Genomic DNA, 16,017 nt, shown 5'->3' with positions numbered 1-16,017 from the left:
ACCCTTGAAATGAAGCATCTGCTTAAAGTCCTTGCGGTGCTGGCGTCGTGCGCGACCCCCGCACTTGCGCAGCCGTCATCTTCCTCCACCGCGCCGCAGCTCAACATCACGACCGACGCGGCAATGGACATGGCCCATTATGCGGTTGGCCTGGCGGAAAACCGGCATCTCAAGCTTTGCATAGCGGTCGAGGACACGGATGGAAACCTGGTGGCCTTCATTCGCATGCAGGGTGCCTATGCCGGATGTGTGGAGGCCTCGATCGCGAAGGCAAAATCGGCGGCGCGGTTTGCCCGCAATACGATCGAGTTCTTTGACGCCGTGCGCACGCAGAACCTGCCCATCGGTTTTGTCCCCGGTATCCTGCCATCCGCAGGTGGTGCGGTTTTCAAGCAGGGTGATGTGGTCGTCGGCAGTATCGGCACCAGCGGCGACACCAATGAAAATGAACAGGCGCTGGTTGTCGATACGGCCAAGCATTTTCACTGAAACGGTCTTCAGCGTAAAAAAAACAGTATCCAGACAATCTTGCATCAGGATCTCCCATGAAAATCAGACATATCGGGCCGCTGGCCATTCTGGCGTGCTTTCCTGCCTTTGGCGTGGCACACGCGGATGACGCCAAGTTGCTGACCCGCCCGCAGCTCAGTAACGCCGGTGCGAAAAGCCTGCTGAATGCGGCCGAGGAGGAGGCGCGGCAGAAGGGCATGCAGGTCAGCATCGCAGTGGTGGATGCATCGGGCAGGCTGCTGGCCTTCACCCGCATGGATGATTCACAGACCGGAACGGACGAGACAGCCATCAAGAAAGCCCGCACGGCCGCGCTGTATCATTCACCAGGCAAGGTACTGGCCCAGCGTATCAGCCAGAACCAGGCGTTTCTGGCGACATTGCCCGGTATTACGGCCGTGCCCGGATCGTGTCCGGTCATGAGTGGCAAATACCTGATCGGGGCGGTTGGGGTCAGTGGCGCGACGGATGATCTGGATAATGCAGTCGCCACCGATACGGCAAACGGGTTCCATTCGTAGGAGATGGTCCGGGCCGGACAGTCCCGGCAATTCCAGACAGTAAAAAATACAGGCCATCCTCCGTTACAGGAATATGGCCTGTATTTTCTTGCATACTGTCTGAAAAGCCGGTTTTTGCGGCATCATGAAGACGTTTTTGGTGAAGATTTTTTTAAAAAACATTCAAAGAATGCCGCCTTTTTGAAAAAAGGCGGCACCCAAAAACTTTCATTTTTATTATCAAGATCTGTTTTGAAATTTCCCTAGAAGGTAAAGCCTGTTTTCATACCAATAACCGTGACCGTGCTGCGCTGGGTATAACCGCCGGGATTAACCCAGAACTGGACGTTTGGTTCGATATAGGCCCAAGGGGTAAACTGGATGGTGTAATCTGTTTCAACGGCAAATTCCGAATTCCGTCGTGGCCCCTTTTTACCTGCCTGATACCATTCCAATGTCGCAAGGCGCGAATTGACATGATTGGTGCCAACCGCAAGTGTCACAGCATCATGCCTGCGCCATGGCAGTCCGAAATAGCGCAGGCTGCCCGTTACCTGTGATGAGACGGGGCTTGTTTCCCTGTCAACCATGGTCAGCGTGACATAGGCGGTCAGACCCTGCACGACCACCGCATCCTGTCCGGGCTTTTCGGTAAAGGTACCCGTCAACTGCTGCTGGAACCACAGATACCCGCCATGGGAACTGCCGCGTTCCAGCATTGGTAACCCGCCGGTAACAGCAGGTTGCCCATTGGTCGCCAGTAAAACATCCGGTGCGCTGGCCGTATTGATCCACCCGCCAATGCGGTACACCCCCGGATAATGGTGCGATCCCATATGAAGGCGCAGCCCGGTTTCGAAAGGCAGCAGCGCGCCGGTTGCTCCATGGACGTAACCAAGAAAAAACTTGTTATCCAGGTTGCGCATGTTCTGTTCATAAGCGCCCGCCTGCAGGTACCACAGGGGACTGTTGTATTTAAGGTAACCACCCCAGGTGCTGACAGGCCAGTTCAGCCAGCGATTACCATCCATGTTGCCCGTTGTCGCGCCGCAGAAATAATTGATCATTGTCAGGCAGGGCACATTGTCAAAATCAGCACCGGTTGGCAGGCGGCCGATCTTGAAACTGAAGTGGTTGCCCAGTTTCTGGTTATACCACAATCCGGTCAGTCGGGTGGTCTGTCCACGTCCCCATACTTCCTGTGGCTGTTGCAGGGTATATAGGCCCGCCCGTGTAATCAGGTTGCTGCCCCAGCGGCTGGTAAAGGTGAAATTGAAGGTCGCCCCTTTCCATTTCACCAGTTTTTCCGCATCGATATCCATAATTGCCGCGATCTGGTTGGTTTCGGCCGCAGTGCGCCGGTCGCCGCCTGTCGCATTTCCGGCGGTTTCGTTTGTCCATGCCGCCGCCAAGTCTATCCCTATGTCACGCAGATAGGTTCTGTACCCACCCCAATCTCCTGTCATGGTTGAAGCCGGGTGCTGGGCGCTGTTACGCAGCGCATAACTGGCATCATTGCCCTGGCTTCCGTTTACAACGCTATTGGCGGGCGCGTCATGCGCGCCGATCACCACATACATGGAAAAACCGAAATACAATATCGCGAATTTTCCACGTCGATGCGTAAAATATTTCATTGTACGGCCACTGGTATATTATTGGTTTTATTTGTGTGGCGTTTAAACGGTTTTATGAGGGCGCGGTTTTTTATTTCATATATTAATTTATCGTGCGCTATGTGGCATAACTTTCCACTTGTATTTCCTTGGGAACATTATTTGCACAATTGCGTTCCTGTGATCAGGTCAGGCGGTTTTCGGGAAAAGTTTTCCTGCCATGAATCCATCCAAGCAACGGGTCACGGATCATGCAAGGTTTTTGGTGAAGCTTTTTTCAAAAAGCTTCATGACCTGGCGTTTCCTTGAAAAAACAGGGCACACAAGACTTCCATTATTTTTACTAAAAATTATTGCAAACTTTCTTTCAATGCATGCCAGTCATTTAACTTGTTATTTTATAATAACGATATAAGGCCGGATGCCCGGCATGTGTAAACATGCAACCCATGGCACCGCGCCAGATGCAGAAAAAATCGCGATGGTCCAGCCATTGGAATATGCAGGCCCAAACAACACGAATGACAGACTGTTTGAAAACAGAATTATTGTTGGAAAAGACAGAAGTTTTTGGGCGACCCTTTTTCAGGAAGGCAGCATGTAACGAAGCTTTCTGAAAAAAAACTTCACCACAAACGTCTTTATGATGCGCACGATATCGCAGCGACCTCCAATGACTGTTTCCGGCACGCGCAATGGTTCAGTGACGGGGCGGGAGGTAGTCCGCCATCCATCGGCATTCATCCGACAGGTCCATGGCTGCGTCTTCATCCAGTACGAATGTGCAATCAGGATGGAAATGAAGTGCCGAGGCACTGGTCATGGCCGAAATCGCCCCTTCAATAACGCGGGTGATGATCGCCGCCTTGCCGGGACCTGTCGCCAGCAGGACCGCGCGCCGGGTTTCCAGAATGGTCCCGACACCAACAGTCAGCGCATGCTGTGGCACATCATCCGGGCAGTCGCCAAACATTTCGGCATTCTGGACACGCGTGGCAGGGGCAAGCCTGACACGGCGCGTGCGCGATGCAAAGGAGGAAAGGGGTTCGTTAAAACCGATATGGCCGGTGTGACCTATCCCCAGCAATTGCAGGTCAATGCCGCCTGCGGCACGGATGGCGGTTTCGTATCGTGCGCATGCTGCCGTAACATCATCGGTATCACCGGGGGGCAGATGCGTCCGCGTGGGCGGAATATCCAGATGACGGAACAGGTGATGCTGCATATAGGCACGGTATGACTGCGCGGTCCGGGCAACCGGCCCGCAATATTCATCCAGGTTGAACGTCGTGCAGCCTGCAAGATTGACCGGCCTGTCGTGAATGCGGCGGACAAGGTGGTCATAGACCCGTTCCATCGTGCGCCCGGTTGCAAGGCCCAGTACGGCTGCAGGGTTGCGCGCGCAGCACATGTACAGCATGTCCGCCACATGGGCGCAGGCCGTGTCCTGATCCGGTGCGATGACAAGTTTCATGAAGACCTCCCGCCGGTTGCATGGATCCATGATGGCACAGGCATAAGGCCCGCACAGGTCAGACGGCCACCGGACAGGCCATCCGGCCCGCCCGTGATGGTGGATGCTGATAACGGCAGGCCGCGTACGCTGCGTGCGGCCAGAAAACCGAAACATTGCGCCTCCAGCGCATCCCCGTTCCAGCCAAGGTGGTCCACGCCCGCCACCGGGACGCCCAGCGCCGCCTGCAATCCCTGCATCAGGACAGGGTTATGCCGTCCTCCGCCACAGACATACCAGCGTGCGGGCCGGACGGGCAGGGGCATGCGTCGTACGGCTTCGATGGTAAAGGCGGCCAGTGTCGCCGCGCCATCGGCCGGGGTGCAGGCGGCCACCCGGTCAAGGGCCGTGGCAAAACTCTGCCGATCCAGCGATTTGGGGGCAGGGCGGGCAAAATAGGGATCGGCCAGCAACTGTTCCACAATGGCCCGGTTGACCGTGCCCGCGCGCGCCAGTGCGCCATCAACATCGCAGGCCGTGCCGGTATGGCGCATGGCCCAGTCATCCAGCAGGGCATTGCCCGGGCCGGTGTCACAGGCATGGATCGTATTATCGGCATCAATCAACGTGACATTCGCAACGCCACCGATATTCAGAACGGCAACCGGCCCCGACACATCATGCAACAGGGCTGCGTGGAACCACGGCACTAGTGGCGCGCCTTCGCCGCCTGCCGCCACGTCGGCGCTGCGGAAATCATGGATGACAGCCAGTCCGGTCGCGCGTGACAGAAGTTCCGCATCACCAATCTGCCATGTCTGGTGGCGTTGTGGCGCATGCAGGATGGTCTGGCCATGGAACCCGATCAGGTCGATATCCGGCACCCGGGCCTGCAACTGTCGCACTGCGTCAATGTGATGGCGGGTTATCGCGTGTTCGACCGCTTTCAGTTCGGGATCATCAGGGGACAGGGTGGGCGCATGGTCCAGAAGCCTGCGCGCGCGCTGGCGCAGGGCCGCCGTGTAAGGCAGGCTGATATCCGGGCCGAACCCCGCGATCCGTTCACCATCGGTATGGATGATGGCTGCGTCCACACCATCAAGTGACGTGCCACTCATAAGGCCGATGACCGTAAGCATAGGCTTCATGCCTGTTCCTCCCGCATGCAGCATTTTACCACGACATCATAAAGAACAGGGCGACGGGACAAAAACGTGACGTCCGGCACCTGTCCATTATGCCGCGTGTATCCGGGTGGTCCGGGGCTGCCTGTCAAAAAGGTGGCATCCGGAAACGTTTATTTCTGGACAATGTTTTACGGGGCGGCAGGGGGGCTGTCGTCCTGCCCGAGAACTGAACGCAGGTTGCCGCCATGCGCCGCAAGCTGTGCCTCGACCTGATCGGCGGGAATGCCCGAACAGATCATGACGGCCCGTTTGACATTGAACCCCGTTGCCTCCAGCGCCTGCAGCGCCTCCTGTTCGGTACTGCCGGTCAGGTTGCGGACCATGCGGCATGCCCTGTCCCGCAGCTTGGCATTGACGACCCGCATGTCCACCATCTGCCCGCGATAGGCATGGCCCATACGGATCATGAGCGTTGTGGAAATCAGGTTCAGGGTGGCTTTCTGTGCCGTGCCGGCCTTCAGTCGCGTGGAACCGGAAATGACTTCCGGCCCCGTTACCACCGCAATGCCCTGTTCCGCCACGTCCAGCAACCTGCCGCCGCGATTGCACGCAATGCCTATGGTCAGGCTGCCTGCCGCGCGCGCAGCCGCAATCGCGGCACAGGTATAGGGCGTGGACCCACTGGCCGCGATGCCCAGCACCACGTCATCGGGACCGGGAGTGTGGGCCAGTATGTCCGCGCGCGCCACGTCCTCGCGGTCCTCGGCCCCTTCCGCCGCCTGATACACGGCGTCATGCCCGCCTGCCAGCAGCAGCACAAGCCGCCCCGGTTCCCAGCCAAAGGTGGGCAGCAGTTCCACCCCATCCTGCATGCCGATCCGCCCGGACGTGCCCGCGCCGACATAGAACAGCCGTCCCCCCGCCAGAAGCCGGGGCAGGGCGCTGCCCACCGCGCGTTCCAGTTCCGCTGTCGCGGCGCGGACGGCGGCGATGGCGCTCATCTGTGATTCCACCAGTGCATCCAGCACGGAGGCGACAGGCCAGACATCCACATCCGCGTAGCGGGGGTCCTGTCCTTCTGTCGCGATGATTGGGGTGGGCGTGCTGCTGTTCGGGGTCATGTAACCTGACTTATCTGCAAATGAGGGAAAAAAGCTTCACCAAAGACTTTCATATGACTGAAGGATATGACCTGATCCGGCTTTTCAGGCAGCCCCTCAGCCCCGTGGCGGGATCAGCGCAAGGGCCGCCGCCGTTGCCACGTCATGACGCAGGTGCACGACATTGCCATGGCCATCGGGATGGAGGCGGCTGGTCAGGATCAGGACATAACTGTCGCTGCCGGGATCCAGCCACAGCGACGTGCCGGTAAAGCCGGTATGGCCAAAGGAGCCCACGGGAAACCTGTCCCCCCGGACAGAGGAATAATGCGTGGCGATATCCCACCCCAGTCCGCGCAGGTCGGTCCTGCCCTGTGGCTGTTGTGCGGTGGTCATCAACATGAGTGTGTCCGCTCGCAGCGGATAGGCGGATGGTCGGCTCGCGCGCCGGTCCAGCAGGGCCTGCGCGTACAGGCACATGTCATCAGCCGTGGAAAACAGGCCCGCATGTCCTGCAACCCCACCCATGCGCCGCGCCGAGGGGTCATTGACCTGCCCCCGCAGCATCTGGCCCCGTTCATCGGTCTGGGTGGGGGCGATGCGCGCGGACCACGTATCGGGTGGCAGGAATCGTGACTGCCGCATGCCCAGCGGTGTCAGGATAAAGCGCGTGGCATAGGTATCCAGCGTCATGCCGGACAGTTTTTCGACCAGGAAGCCCAGTGTGATGAAATTGATGTCGCTGTAAACGAACCCGCTGCCCGGTGGCTGTTCGGGTGCGGTTTCCATGGTCAGGCGGAAGGCGGCATCACGTCCCTGCCACGGGTGGGTCAGGTCTAGGTCGGGCGGCAGGCCGGAATAATGGGTCAGCAGGTGTCGGATGGTAATGGTGGCCTTTCCCGCGGCGGCAAACTGCGGCAGGTAGCGTGAAACCGGGTCATCCAGCCCGAACCGCCCCTGTTCCCACAACTGCATGACACAGGGCGCGGTAATGACCGGCTTGGTCAGGGATGCCATGTCGAACACCGTGTCCCATGTCATGGCTTCGGGCGCGGGTGTTACGGCACGCCTGCCATATACGGCCCGGTGCACGACCTGCTGGTCGTGGCCTATGGCGCAGACAACGCCGGGTGCTTCGCCCCGTTTCACGGCCTGTTGCAGCCTGCGATCCACATCGCGCATGTCCGGGGCCGGTGGCTGGCCCGCCTGCGCGTGGGGGGTGCAGGCGGCAAGGGTTGCGGCACCCGTCAGCATCAGGACATGGCGGCGCTTCAGCCGGGGGGCGGCTGGAAAAACATGCATGGTGCAAAAGGCCCGTTAAAAGACGGCATGCCGGATGCCTGATACGGGGACGATATCATTATCCCGCCTGCAATGACAACGATCCGGCCGCCGCGCCAACCGGGGACGGGGCAAAAGCCATGACATGACGGGGCCGCAGCATGCCTGACCGGTTTTCATGCACGATGGGAATGCGCAGGCTGTCCCGGTTCTCCGGGTCGTCCGGGGCTTTCATATGGCCTCGGTCTGGTCATATGGTCTTTCTTCGTTACGTGATGGAACCCGTATGTCCGCGATCGATCTTTCGGTTATCTGCATCTATTGCCTGAGCCTGCCCTTCATCGCGTTTGCCCTGTCGGGGCGGCAGGATTCCGTTTCCACCTATGTTGGTGGCCGGCATGACCTGCCGTGGTGGACCATCTGCCTGTCCCTTGTCGCGACGGAAACCTCCACCCTGACCATCATCAGCATACCCGGCATCGCCTATGGCGGCGGCATGGTGTTCGTTGGGCTGGGGGTGGGGTATGTCATCGGGCGTGCGCTGGTGGCGTGGCTGTTCCTGCCCCATTATTTTTCCGGGCACGTGGGCAGCGTGTACCAGTATCTGGGCCAGCGTTTCGGGCAGGCGATGGAGCGTACCGTATCCGTCACGTTCCTGATTACGCGCGTGCTGGCCGAAGGGATCAGGCTGTTCGCGGGCATGCTGCCGGTTGCCGCCATCGTGTCCGCCATGGAATTGCCGTTGCCGCAATGGCTGGTCATGGTGGTGATTGTCGGGCTGACGCTGGGTTACACGGTGCTGGGCGGCCTGCGGGCCGTGGTCTGGTCCGATGCGATACAGCTGGTTGTATATGTCGTGGGGGCGGCGGCCTGTGTCGCGTTGCTGTACCATCATGCAACCGACATGCAGATCCATATGCTGCGCCATTCCAACCGGTTTCACCTGTTTCATAAATCCCGCCTGTATTTCCTTGATCCCTATACGCCGTGTGCCGCCATGATCGGTGGGGCGATCATGGCCATGGCGTCACATGGGACGGACCAGCTTCTGGTGCAGCGTGTCCTTGCGGCGCGAAGCCTGGCGGATGCCCGAAAGGCGCTGGTGGGCAGCGGTGTCATGGTGGGCTGCCTGTTCGCGCTGCTGTCGCTGGTGGGCATGCTACTATGGGCACGGAATGACGAAAGGTCGCTGGCCGCCATGGGGCTGCCGACGTCGGATGCGCTGTTCCCGGATTTTATCGTGCATGGCCTGCCCCACGGGCTGGCGGGACTGCTGGTTGCGGGTCTGCTGAGTGCGACGATGGGCTCGCTTTCCGCCACCCTCAACGCCATGACCAGTGCGACCTTGCTGGATTTTGCCGCCCCCTGCCGGACCATGGCGCGATGGGTGCGTCTGTCGCCGCTGGGCTTCGCGCGGCTTGTGACTGCGCTGTGGGCTGTCGCGCTGGTGGTGGTGGCGCTGGGGTTTGCCCATAGCCATGGTCCGGCTGTGGTGTTCGGCCTGTCGGTGGCGTCATGCGCCTATGGTCCCATGCTGGGGGTATTCGTGTTTGCCCTGTTCAGCAGGCGGGCGGACAGGCGTGACGTGCTGCCTGCGTTCATCGCGACGCTGGCCGTGGTGTGTGGCGCGATGCTGTTCTGGCGGCCCTATGGGCATGCCATCGCCTTTACGTGGCTGGTGCCGTTGGGTGTCGCCATCATGATTGCCTGCGTGGGGCTTGCGCGCGGCATCCGGCAGGGACGGGCGTGACCTGACCCGTCCCTGCGGCGCCCGGCGCGATCAGATCAGCCCGTAGCGTTCCAGCAGGGTGTCCACTTCCGTCCCGCTTGTCAGGTGATGGATCAGGGTCGCGGCCGGTATTTTCTTTCCGTCGCGCATTTCCGCCGCTGCCTGTACCAGCATGCGCACGTCATACACACTGCCAAAGACTTCCGGCACGGCACGGTCGATATCCAGCAGCGTGTAGACTGCCTCCATTGCGGTACGGACGGAATATTCGGTCGTGAATACCGTATCGCGCGGGGTTTCGGCAAACTGGCCAAGGAAGGCGAGGTTGACGCTGCCATCGGGCACCACCTTCGGCCTGTCACCTACGGCGCGTGGCATGAACTGCGCGGTGATGAAGGGCATCATGCATGGGCGGGTGATGGCGCCCGTGGCCGCCATGTCGTCAATCTCCGTCTCGGGCACGCCCATGTGGTACAGCCATTCGCGGGTGATTTCCTCGCCCGTGCAGTCCTGCATGGGTTTCTTCACGTAATTGCCCGGCACGTCGCTGAACAGGCCATACAGCCAGGCCACCATCTGGCCCTTCGGCTGGCCCTTGAAATGGGGCTGGCGGCTGACGACCCAGCTCATGAGCCATGCGGAGTCCGCGATCGTGATCGGTCCCCCTGTCACGGTCCGGCCCGAAAAGGGATCGCGTCCCGTCACCCTGTGTACCAGGGCCGGGATGCGGGCATCCAGCGTTGTGACGGTGGCGGATTCCCAGCGTGATTTGGTGGTGTCGCCACAGAATACGTCCGGCTGGCCAAACGCCGGGTCCTGTGCCGCGATATTGCGCCACAACTGCCAGACATTGCCCTGCGCGATCGTGGCGTCAATCGGTGCGGGCGTATGGTGGTCGCCCCAGCGGGAGTTTTCGACCATGGAGCCATTGGTGACGAACACCAGATCCCGCGCGCCGACCGCGGTGCCGCCCGCCGTGCCGTTTTCAAGCCAGTCGATATGGGTCGCCACCTTCTTCACGCCCGCTGTATCGACGCGCACATTGGTCACCTGCACGCCGTGGCGGAATACCACGCCCTGATCCGCCAGCCACGTGGCCAGCGGCAGGCTGAGGGATTCCTGCTGGTTGAAGCGGGTGAACTTCAGCGTATGCAGGTCCTTCAGCCCAAGGATCTGGTGCACGAAACGGGCAAGGTAGCGCTTCATTTCGATCGCGCTGTGCCATGTCTCGAACGCGAACATGGACCGCCAGAACAGCCAGAAATTCGACTTCATGAAATCGGCGGACAGGACATCGCTGATCGTCCTGCCGTTCAGCTTTTCCTCATCCGTCAGGATCAGGGAAATGATTTCCCGCCGTGCCTTCCCGGTCAGCTTCAGGCTGTTACGGTCGGGCAGGGGCTGTCCGCGCCCGCACATGGCCCGCACCGGACTGGAGGACGGATCAATACGGTTGAGGCGATAGAACTCATCCAGCACCGAGGCGCCGGGCACCTCCAGTGACGGAATGGACCGGTACAGATCCCACAGGCACTGGAACTGTTCCTCCATTTCCCGGCCGCCACGGATCAGCCAGCCGGTTTCGGCGTTGCCCGCGCCATCCAGCGCCCCGCCATCGGCGTCAGATGCTTCCAGGATGGTAATTCGTGATGGCGTCATCCCCGCATCGCGGATCAGGAAGGCGGCTGCCGCCATGCCGCCAAGGCCACCCCCCACGATCCATGCCGATCGGGTGTCTATACCGGCCGGTTTTTCGGGGCGGACGAAAGCTTCGAAGTTACTGTGGGCATAGCGCATGGAATTTCTGCCTCTTCTGGGGCCGGCCGTGGCCCGGGCGGTTGGTCGGATTCAAAACCCTGCCGTGTATAGCAGGATTTTATGAAAATTACGTCGTTGATGTGTATCAATCACCCGGTGGGTGGCAGGGATGCGGGAATGGCCCGTGCACAGGCCGTCATGGCCGCCGCCGTGATGCAGGGCGTGTGCTGCTGACACAATATGTTAAAAATGGTATTGTCATGGCATGGATCATGAACACGCCGCCATCCGTACCATGCAATGGGACCACCGCAGTCTTGGCCGTGCGCAGCGTCACGCGCGCGGCGTAACCTTGCGCCGCAAGACGATGCGCGCCCACCATGCGCAATGGCATGCGCCGAAGGGGCGGCCCGACCCGGTTGAGCTGCTGGTCCGGCAGGGGGAAAGCCGGATACGCGACCTGCTGCCGGTGCGCTATGGGCGGATGATGGCCTCGCCTTTCGCGTTCCTGCGCGGGGCGGCGGCTGTCATGGCGTCCGATCTTGCGCATACGCCCGCCGCAGGTCCACGCGTGCAGGCCTGCGGGGATTGCCATCTGGCCAATTTCGGCAGCTATGCCTCACCCGAGGGTACACCGGTTTTCGACATCAACGACTTTGACGAAACGCTGCCCGCCCCGTTTGAATGGGATATCAAGCGCCTTGGCACATCGCTGGTGCTAGCCGGGCGCGAGGGCGGCCTGTCGGAAAAGAAGGCGCGTAATCTGGCGGTATCCATGGCACGGACCTATGCCGTGGAAATGAAGCGGCTGTCCTTGCTGTCCCCGCTGGAGATCTGGGGCAACCCCATTGACCTGTCCGCCGCCATTGCCGCGTTTTCGGACCGCCACGCGCGGGCGCGGGCTGAAATCCTGTTGCGGGAGCGCATGGACAGCGCACGCTGTCATTATGGCCTGATAGATGCGGGCGGCGGCCTGCCATCGCTGTGCGAACATCCGCCGCTGGTCATGCGCCTGCCCGCGCATGAAGACACGATCCGCCATGCCTTTGCCCGCTACGTCGCGACACAGCCAGCCGAACTGGCGATCCTGCTGGACCGCTACGTCCTGCGTGACGTGGTTTTCAAGGTGGTTGGCATTGGCAGTGTCGGCACCTTCTGCGCCATCGGCCTGTTCGCCACGGCGGATGGGGAGACGCTGCTGTTGCAGATCAAGGAAGCCCAGCAGTCGGTGCTGGCGCCCTTTGCCGGGGCATCGCTGTTTCATAACCAGGGCCAGCGCGTGGTGGTCGGCCAACGTATCATGCAGGCGGAAACAGACATATTCCTGGGTTGCACGCATACCCGGTCCCAGCCTGATGCGGACCCTGTGACACCAGACCTGTCCGGGGCGGGGCGGCAGTTTTACGTCCGTCGCCTGAAAGATGCCCGGCTGGCCGCCATCGGGGCGGCTGTAACGCCCGAAGGACTGGCCGATTACGCACAATTATACGGCAGGACGCTGGCCCGCGCGCATGCACGTTCGGGGGATGGCGCCTTCATCAGTGGCTATCTGGGCAAGGGGAGGGTGTTTTCCGATGCCATAGGCTGTTTTTCCGCCCGTTACGCGGACCAGACGAAAACCGACTGGGTACGGTTTACAAAGGCCATCAAGGCCGGGAAAATTCCGGTTTCGCATGATGGCAGCCCCTGATAATCATTCCTGAAACGGTAGAATACTGTTTTAAAACAGTATTCTATAAGAAATAAAAGTTTTTGAAAAAAGCTTTACCAAAAAATTCTTTATGATTGCAGCACATTTCCTGTTCTGGTGGTCAGGCTACAGGCTGGCATATGGTGCAGGGGCGCCTTTCACCATCCCATATCGCCCGGACCACCCCATCCCCCGCCCAAGCTGCCCCAGCCACCCTGCGGGCCGCCATTGCCGTTGTCATAGGCGGCACGCGCATTGCGATCTATGCGCGGGTCCCGGTCCGCGCAGGCGGTCAGTGACATGACAAGGGTGAGGGCGGCCAGCAGCGTGACCAGCGGGATCATGGTTGGTTTCATGGGGCTTCCGTTATCAGCATGCGCCATCATGTGTTGTATGTATAAATACAGACCGCATGCAATGACGCATCGGGCGATGCCAGCCATGAATTCCCACAGACGGCCATCCTGAACAGGCATGTCGCGGCAGGCCGGATGGCACTGTGCGCGGATATGTCGGGGTCGCTGGTCCATGGGACCACGATCCGCATATCAGGCGCCTTTTTCTGCCATGGCGGGAAAAGGCAGGAACGGGCGGGGACATGTGCCGGTCATGTCGTTCCCGCCCCGCAGGCCAGTGGCCCCGGCCCGTATCGGATGCCTCAGGCGAATGCCTCGTCCCATGTCCCCAGGGTGGCGCCCCGGCTGTATTCGGTCGCCCGGTTTTCGAAGAAGTTGGCGTGTTCGACCGCGTTCATCATCTCGTCAATCCACGGCAGGGGATTGCTGGGCACGTCATAGATCGGTTCCAGTTCCAGCCCGATCAGGCGACGGTTGGCGATGAAGCGGATATACTGCTTGACCTCGGCCGCCGTCAGGCCCTTGACCGGCCCCATGCGGAAGGCGAGGTCGATGAAGCGGTCCTCGTTGGTCACGATCTCGCGGCAGGCCAGATGAATGGCATCCGCCACCGCGGGCTTGTCGATCTGGTGGCCGAACTCCTGCATGTATGTCTTGAACAGGCGCGTGATGGATTCAACGTGCAGGCTCTCGTCACGCACGGACCACGTCACGACCTGCCCCATGCCCTTCATCAGGTTGTGGCGGGGGAAGTTGAGCAGCATGGCGAATGACGCGAAAAGCTGCAGCCCTTCGGTAAAGCCCGCGAACACGGCCATGGACAGGGCCGTGTTGTAGTGGTCATCCATGTTGAACCGCTGCAGGAACTCATGCTTTGCAGCCATTTCCTCGTATTCAAGGAAGGCGGCATATTCGGTTTCCGGCATGCCGATGGTGTCCAGCAGATGGCTGTATGCGGCCTGGTGGATGGATTCCATGTTCGTGAACGCCGACAGCATCATGCGCACTTCGGTCGGTTTGAAGCGGGGCATGTACAGGTCGATATAGGCGTTCTCGACCTCGGTATCCTGCTGGGTGAACAGGCGGAAAATCTGCGTGACCAGATATTTTTCCGTCTCGGACAGGTTGTTGTTCCAGTCCTTCACGTCATCGCCCAGGGGGATTTCCTCGGGCAGCCAGTGCAGGGACTGCTGGGTTTTCCATGCCTCGAACGCCCACGGATAGCGGAAGGGCTTGTAGACCGGGCTGGGGGAGAGGAGGTTGGGTGTGTCTGTGCTCATGATTGCCCCCTATAACCCAAAAATCGTCACCGCTATATCGGCTTTTGCAGATGCTGCGTGATGTTGTCGGAACCGGGAGCGGGGAAGGGGGAAACGCGCCTGAAATTGCTTGATTCTACGGCCGGATTTTCTGACGGAGGGCAGACGGTTTTCAGGTTTTCCGGTTATGTAATTATCGAACATAATTCCTATAGATCAGCTTTTTTCCCGCAGAACAGATACCTGCGCCAGGCATTGAAACCGTGAACCCCGACATGACATGGTATGAGAACAATAATCAGAACAGTGCGTTAACCGTCATTGCCGACCGGATTCCGCTTACCCGGCATCAAGAGGTCGGCCAGACCATGGAGCCATTTCATGAACAGTCCTGATACGCCGCAGAACCGCCGGATCGTGCTGGCATCCCGCCCGTCGGGCGCGCCGACCCCGGCCAATTTCCGTCTGGAACGGGTGCCGGTTCCCCCGGCGGGCACGGGGCAGGTGCTGCTCAGGACGCTGTGGCTGTCGCTGGACCCCTATATGCGGGGCCGCATGAGTGCCGCGCCATCCTATGCCCCGCCCGTCGCCGTGGGGGATGTGATGGTGGGCGGAACCGTGGCGCGGGTTGAACAGTCCGGCGTGGAAGGATACAGGCCGGGCGATATTGTCCTGTCCTATGGTGGGTGGCAGGATTATGCCGTTTCGGACGGGAGCGACCTTATGGTCCTGCCCGCTGGCATGTCCCACCTGTCACGCGCGCTGGGCGTTCTGGGCATGCCCGGTTTTACGGCCTGGTATGGCCTGCTGAAAATCGGCGCGCCCAAAGCGGGCGAAACCGTGGTGGTGGCGGCGGCCAGCGGACCTGTCGGGGCCGTGGTCGGGCAACTGGCCCGGCTGCATGGCGCAACCGTGGTGGGTGTTGCGGGTGGCCCGGAAAAATGCCGTCGCGTGCGTGAGGAACTGGGTTTTGACGCCTGCCTTGACCATCGCGACCCTGATTTCGCGGCTCAACTGGCCGCAGCATGCCCCAGGGGCATAGATGTCTATTTCGAAAGCGTGGGCGGCAAGGTGTTTGATGCCGTCCTGCCGCTGCTCAACACTTTCGCGCGTATCCCGGTCTGTGGCCTGATCGCCCACTATAACGACAGCGTGTATGATGGTGGTGCCAACACTGGCCCTAGGCCCGACCGGCTACCTGCCTTCATGGCGCAGATCCTGATCCGTCGCCTGCGGGTGCAGGGATTTATCATTATGGACCACTATGGCGAATTTTATTCCGAATTCCTGCACGACATGCAGCCACTTGTCGAAAGCGGGAAGATCCGTGTCTTTGAAGATATCGTGGACGGTCTGGAAAATGCCCCGGAAGCCTTCATCGGCATGCTGGAAGGGAAAAACAGGGGCAAACTGCTGGTGAAAGTCAGTTCATAAGCCGAAATGGGCATAATGCAGGGCCTGGCATTTCCGGTGGCGACGACACAGGGCCGTTTGAAAAAATAAAGGTTTTGGGGTGCCGTCTTTTTTCAGGAAGGCGGTGTTCCCTGAAGCTTTCTGAAAAAAGCTTCACCAGAAAACGTCCGATCGCAGGAATGCTTCCCGGATGATTTTTCACACTGTCCTTAACCCCACATGGCA

15 protein-coding genes are annotated in these 16,017 nt (G+C 60.0%); 6 read left to right on the top strand and 9 right to left on the bottom strand.

Translation table 11 applies throughout. From position 1 onward, the window contains the following. Positions 1 to 9: 9 nt before the first annotated feature. Both AC1RQ9_RS07915 and AC1RQ9_RS07910 read left to right on the top strand, forming a co-directional pair. Positions 10 to 489, top strand: coding sequence for a GlcG/HbpS family heme-binding protein (locus AC1RQ9_RS07915; protein WP_232272556.1), 480 nt, complete (start codon positions 10 to 12; stop codon positions 487 to 489). 56 nt (positions 490 to 545) lie between these two features. Continuing rightward, a complete protein-coding gene (locus AC1RQ9_RS07910) occupies positions 546 to 1,031 on the top strand; it encodes a GlcG/HbpS family heme-binding protein (RefSeq protein ID WP_193731690.1) in 486 nt (161 codons plus the stop codon). Positions 1,032 to 1,273: 242 nt separating this feature from the next. Here AC1RQ9_RS07910 and AC1RQ9_RS07905 read toward each other — a convergent pair whose 3' ends face one another. Further along, positions 1,274 to 2,647, bottom strand: coding sequence for a carbohydrate porin (locus AC1RQ9_RS07905; protein WP_485986325.1), 1,374 nt, complete (start codon positions 2,645 to 2,647; stop codon positions 1,274 to 1,276). A 409-nt stretch (positions 2,648 to 3,056) separates the two neighbouring features. On the opposite strand from AC1RQ9_RS07905, the gene AC1RQ9_RS07900 reads away from it, so the two are divergent. Next, positions 3,057 to 3,230, top strand: coding sequence for a hypothetical protein (locus tag AC1RQ9_RS07900; RefSeq protein ID WP_485986324.1), 174 nt, complete (start codon positions 3,057 to 3,059; stop codon positions 3,228 to 3,230). A gap of 96 nt (positions 3,231 to 3,326) precedes the next feature. Here AC1RQ9_RS07900 and AC1RQ9_RS07895 read toward each other — a convergent pair whose 3' ends face one another. From AC1RQ9_RS07895 to AC1RQ9_RS07875, 5 genes are all read right to left on the bottom strand, one after another. After that, entirely contained in the window at positions 3,327 to 4,100 is a 774-nt protein-coding gene (locus tag AC1RQ9_RS07895; RefSeq protein ID WP_485986323.1) for a glucosamine-6-phosphate deaminase, read from the bottom strand. Then, positions 4,097 to 5,227: an anhydro-N-acetylmuramic acid kinase gene (locus tag AC1RQ9_RS07890; protein WP_485986322.1), complete on the bottom strand. Its 1,131-nt coding sequence runs from the start codon at positions 5,225 to 5,227 to the stop codon at positions 4,097 to 4,099. Before AC1RQ9_RS07890 ends, AC1RQ9_RS07895 begins: the two co-directional genes overlap by 4 nt. A gap of 167 nt (positions 5,228 to 5,394) precedes the next feature. Then, entirely contained in the window at positions 5,395 to 6,327 is a 933-nt protein-coding gene (locus tag AC1RQ9_RS07885; protein ID WP_485986321.1) for an N-acetylmuramic acid 6-phosphate etherase, read from the bottom strand. A 96-nt stretch (positions 6,328 to 6,423) separates the two neighbouring features. Next, a complete protein-coding gene (locus tag AC1RQ9_RS07880; RefSeq protein ID WP_485986320.1) occupies positions 6,424 to 7,608 on the bottom strand; it encodes a serine hydrolase domain-containing protein in 1,185 nt (394 codons plus the stop codon). 58 nt (positions 7,609 to 7,666) lie between these two features. Continuing rightward, the gene (locus AC1RQ9_RS07875) at positions 7,667 to 7,822 is read right to left on the bottom strand and encodes a hypothetical protein (RefSeq protein ID WP_485986319.1); all 156 of its coding nucleotides are present in this window, start codon (positions 7,820 to 7,822) and stop codon (positions 7,667 to 7,669) included. Positions 7,823 to 7,873: 51 nt separating this feature from the next. On the opposite strand from AC1RQ9_RS07875, the gene AC1RQ9_RS07870 reads away from it, so the two are divergent. Beyond that, complete coding sequence (locus AC1RQ9_RS07870; RefSeq protein WP_485986318.1) at positions 7,874 to 9,337, top strand: sodium:solute symporter; 1,464 nt, start codon at positions 7,874 to 7,876, stop codon at positions 9,335 to 9,337. A 30-nt stretch (positions 9,338 to 9,367) separates the two neighbouring features. On the opposite strand, the gene AC1RQ9_RS07865 is transcribed toward AC1RQ9_RS07870, so the two are convergent. After that, positions 9,368 to 11,113 (bottom strand): oleate hydratase, encoded by a 1,746-nt coding sequence (locus tag AC1RQ9_RS07865; protein ID WP_485986317.1) that lies wholly within the window; start codon positions 11,111 to 11,113, stop codon positions 9,368 to 9,370. A gap of 226 nt (positions 11,114 to 11,339) precedes the next feature. Here AC1RQ9_RS07865 and AC1RQ9_RS07860 point away from each other — a divergent pair, with 226 nt between their 5' ends. Then, complete coding sequence (locus AC1RQ9_RS07860; RefSeq protein ID WP_485986315.1) at positions 11,340 to 12,764, top strand: DUF2252 domain-containing protein; 1,425 nt, start codon at positions 11,340 to 11,342, stop codon at positions 12,762 to 12,764. Between the two features lie 158 nt (positions 12,765 to 12,922). Here the strand turns inward: AC1RQ9_RS07860 and AC1RQ9_RS07855 are convergent, their stop codons facing one another. Both AC1RQ9_RS07855 and AC1RQ9_RS07850 read right to left on the bottom strand, forming a co-directional pair. Beyond that, on the bottom strand, positions 12,923 to 13,120 hold the full coding sequence (locus AC1RQ9_RS07855) for a hypothetical protein (protein ID WP_485986314.1): 198 nt from the start codon (positions 13,118 to 13,120) through the stop codon (positions 12,923 to 12,925). Between the two features lie 302 nt (positions 13,121 to 13,422). Beyond that, on the bottom strand, positions 13,423 to 14,400 hold the full coding sequence (locus AC1RQ9_RS07850) for a ribonucleotide-diphosphate reductase subunit beta (protein ID WP_193731709.1): 978 nt from the start codon (positions 14,398 to 14,400) through the stop codon (positions 13,423 to 13,425). Positions 14,401 to 14,760: 360 nt separating this feature from the next. Between AC1RQ9_RS07850 and AC1RQ9_RS07845 the strand changes: the two genes are divergently transcribed. Beyond that, positions 14,761 to 15,813: an NADP-dependent oxidoreductase gene (locus tag AC1RQ9_RS07845; RefSeq protein ID WP_485986312.1), complete on the top strand. Its 1,053-nt coding sequence runs from the start codon at positions 14,761 to 14,763 to the stop codon at positions 15,811 to 15,813. Positions 15,814 to 16,017: the final 204 nt, after the last annotated feature.

The sequence above is a fragment of the Komagataeibacter ossonobensis genome (genome assembly GCF_057359305.1).
The sequence above is the reverse complement of the archived record's forward strand: the minus strand, read 5'-3'. Positions and strand labels throughout refer to the sequence as shown.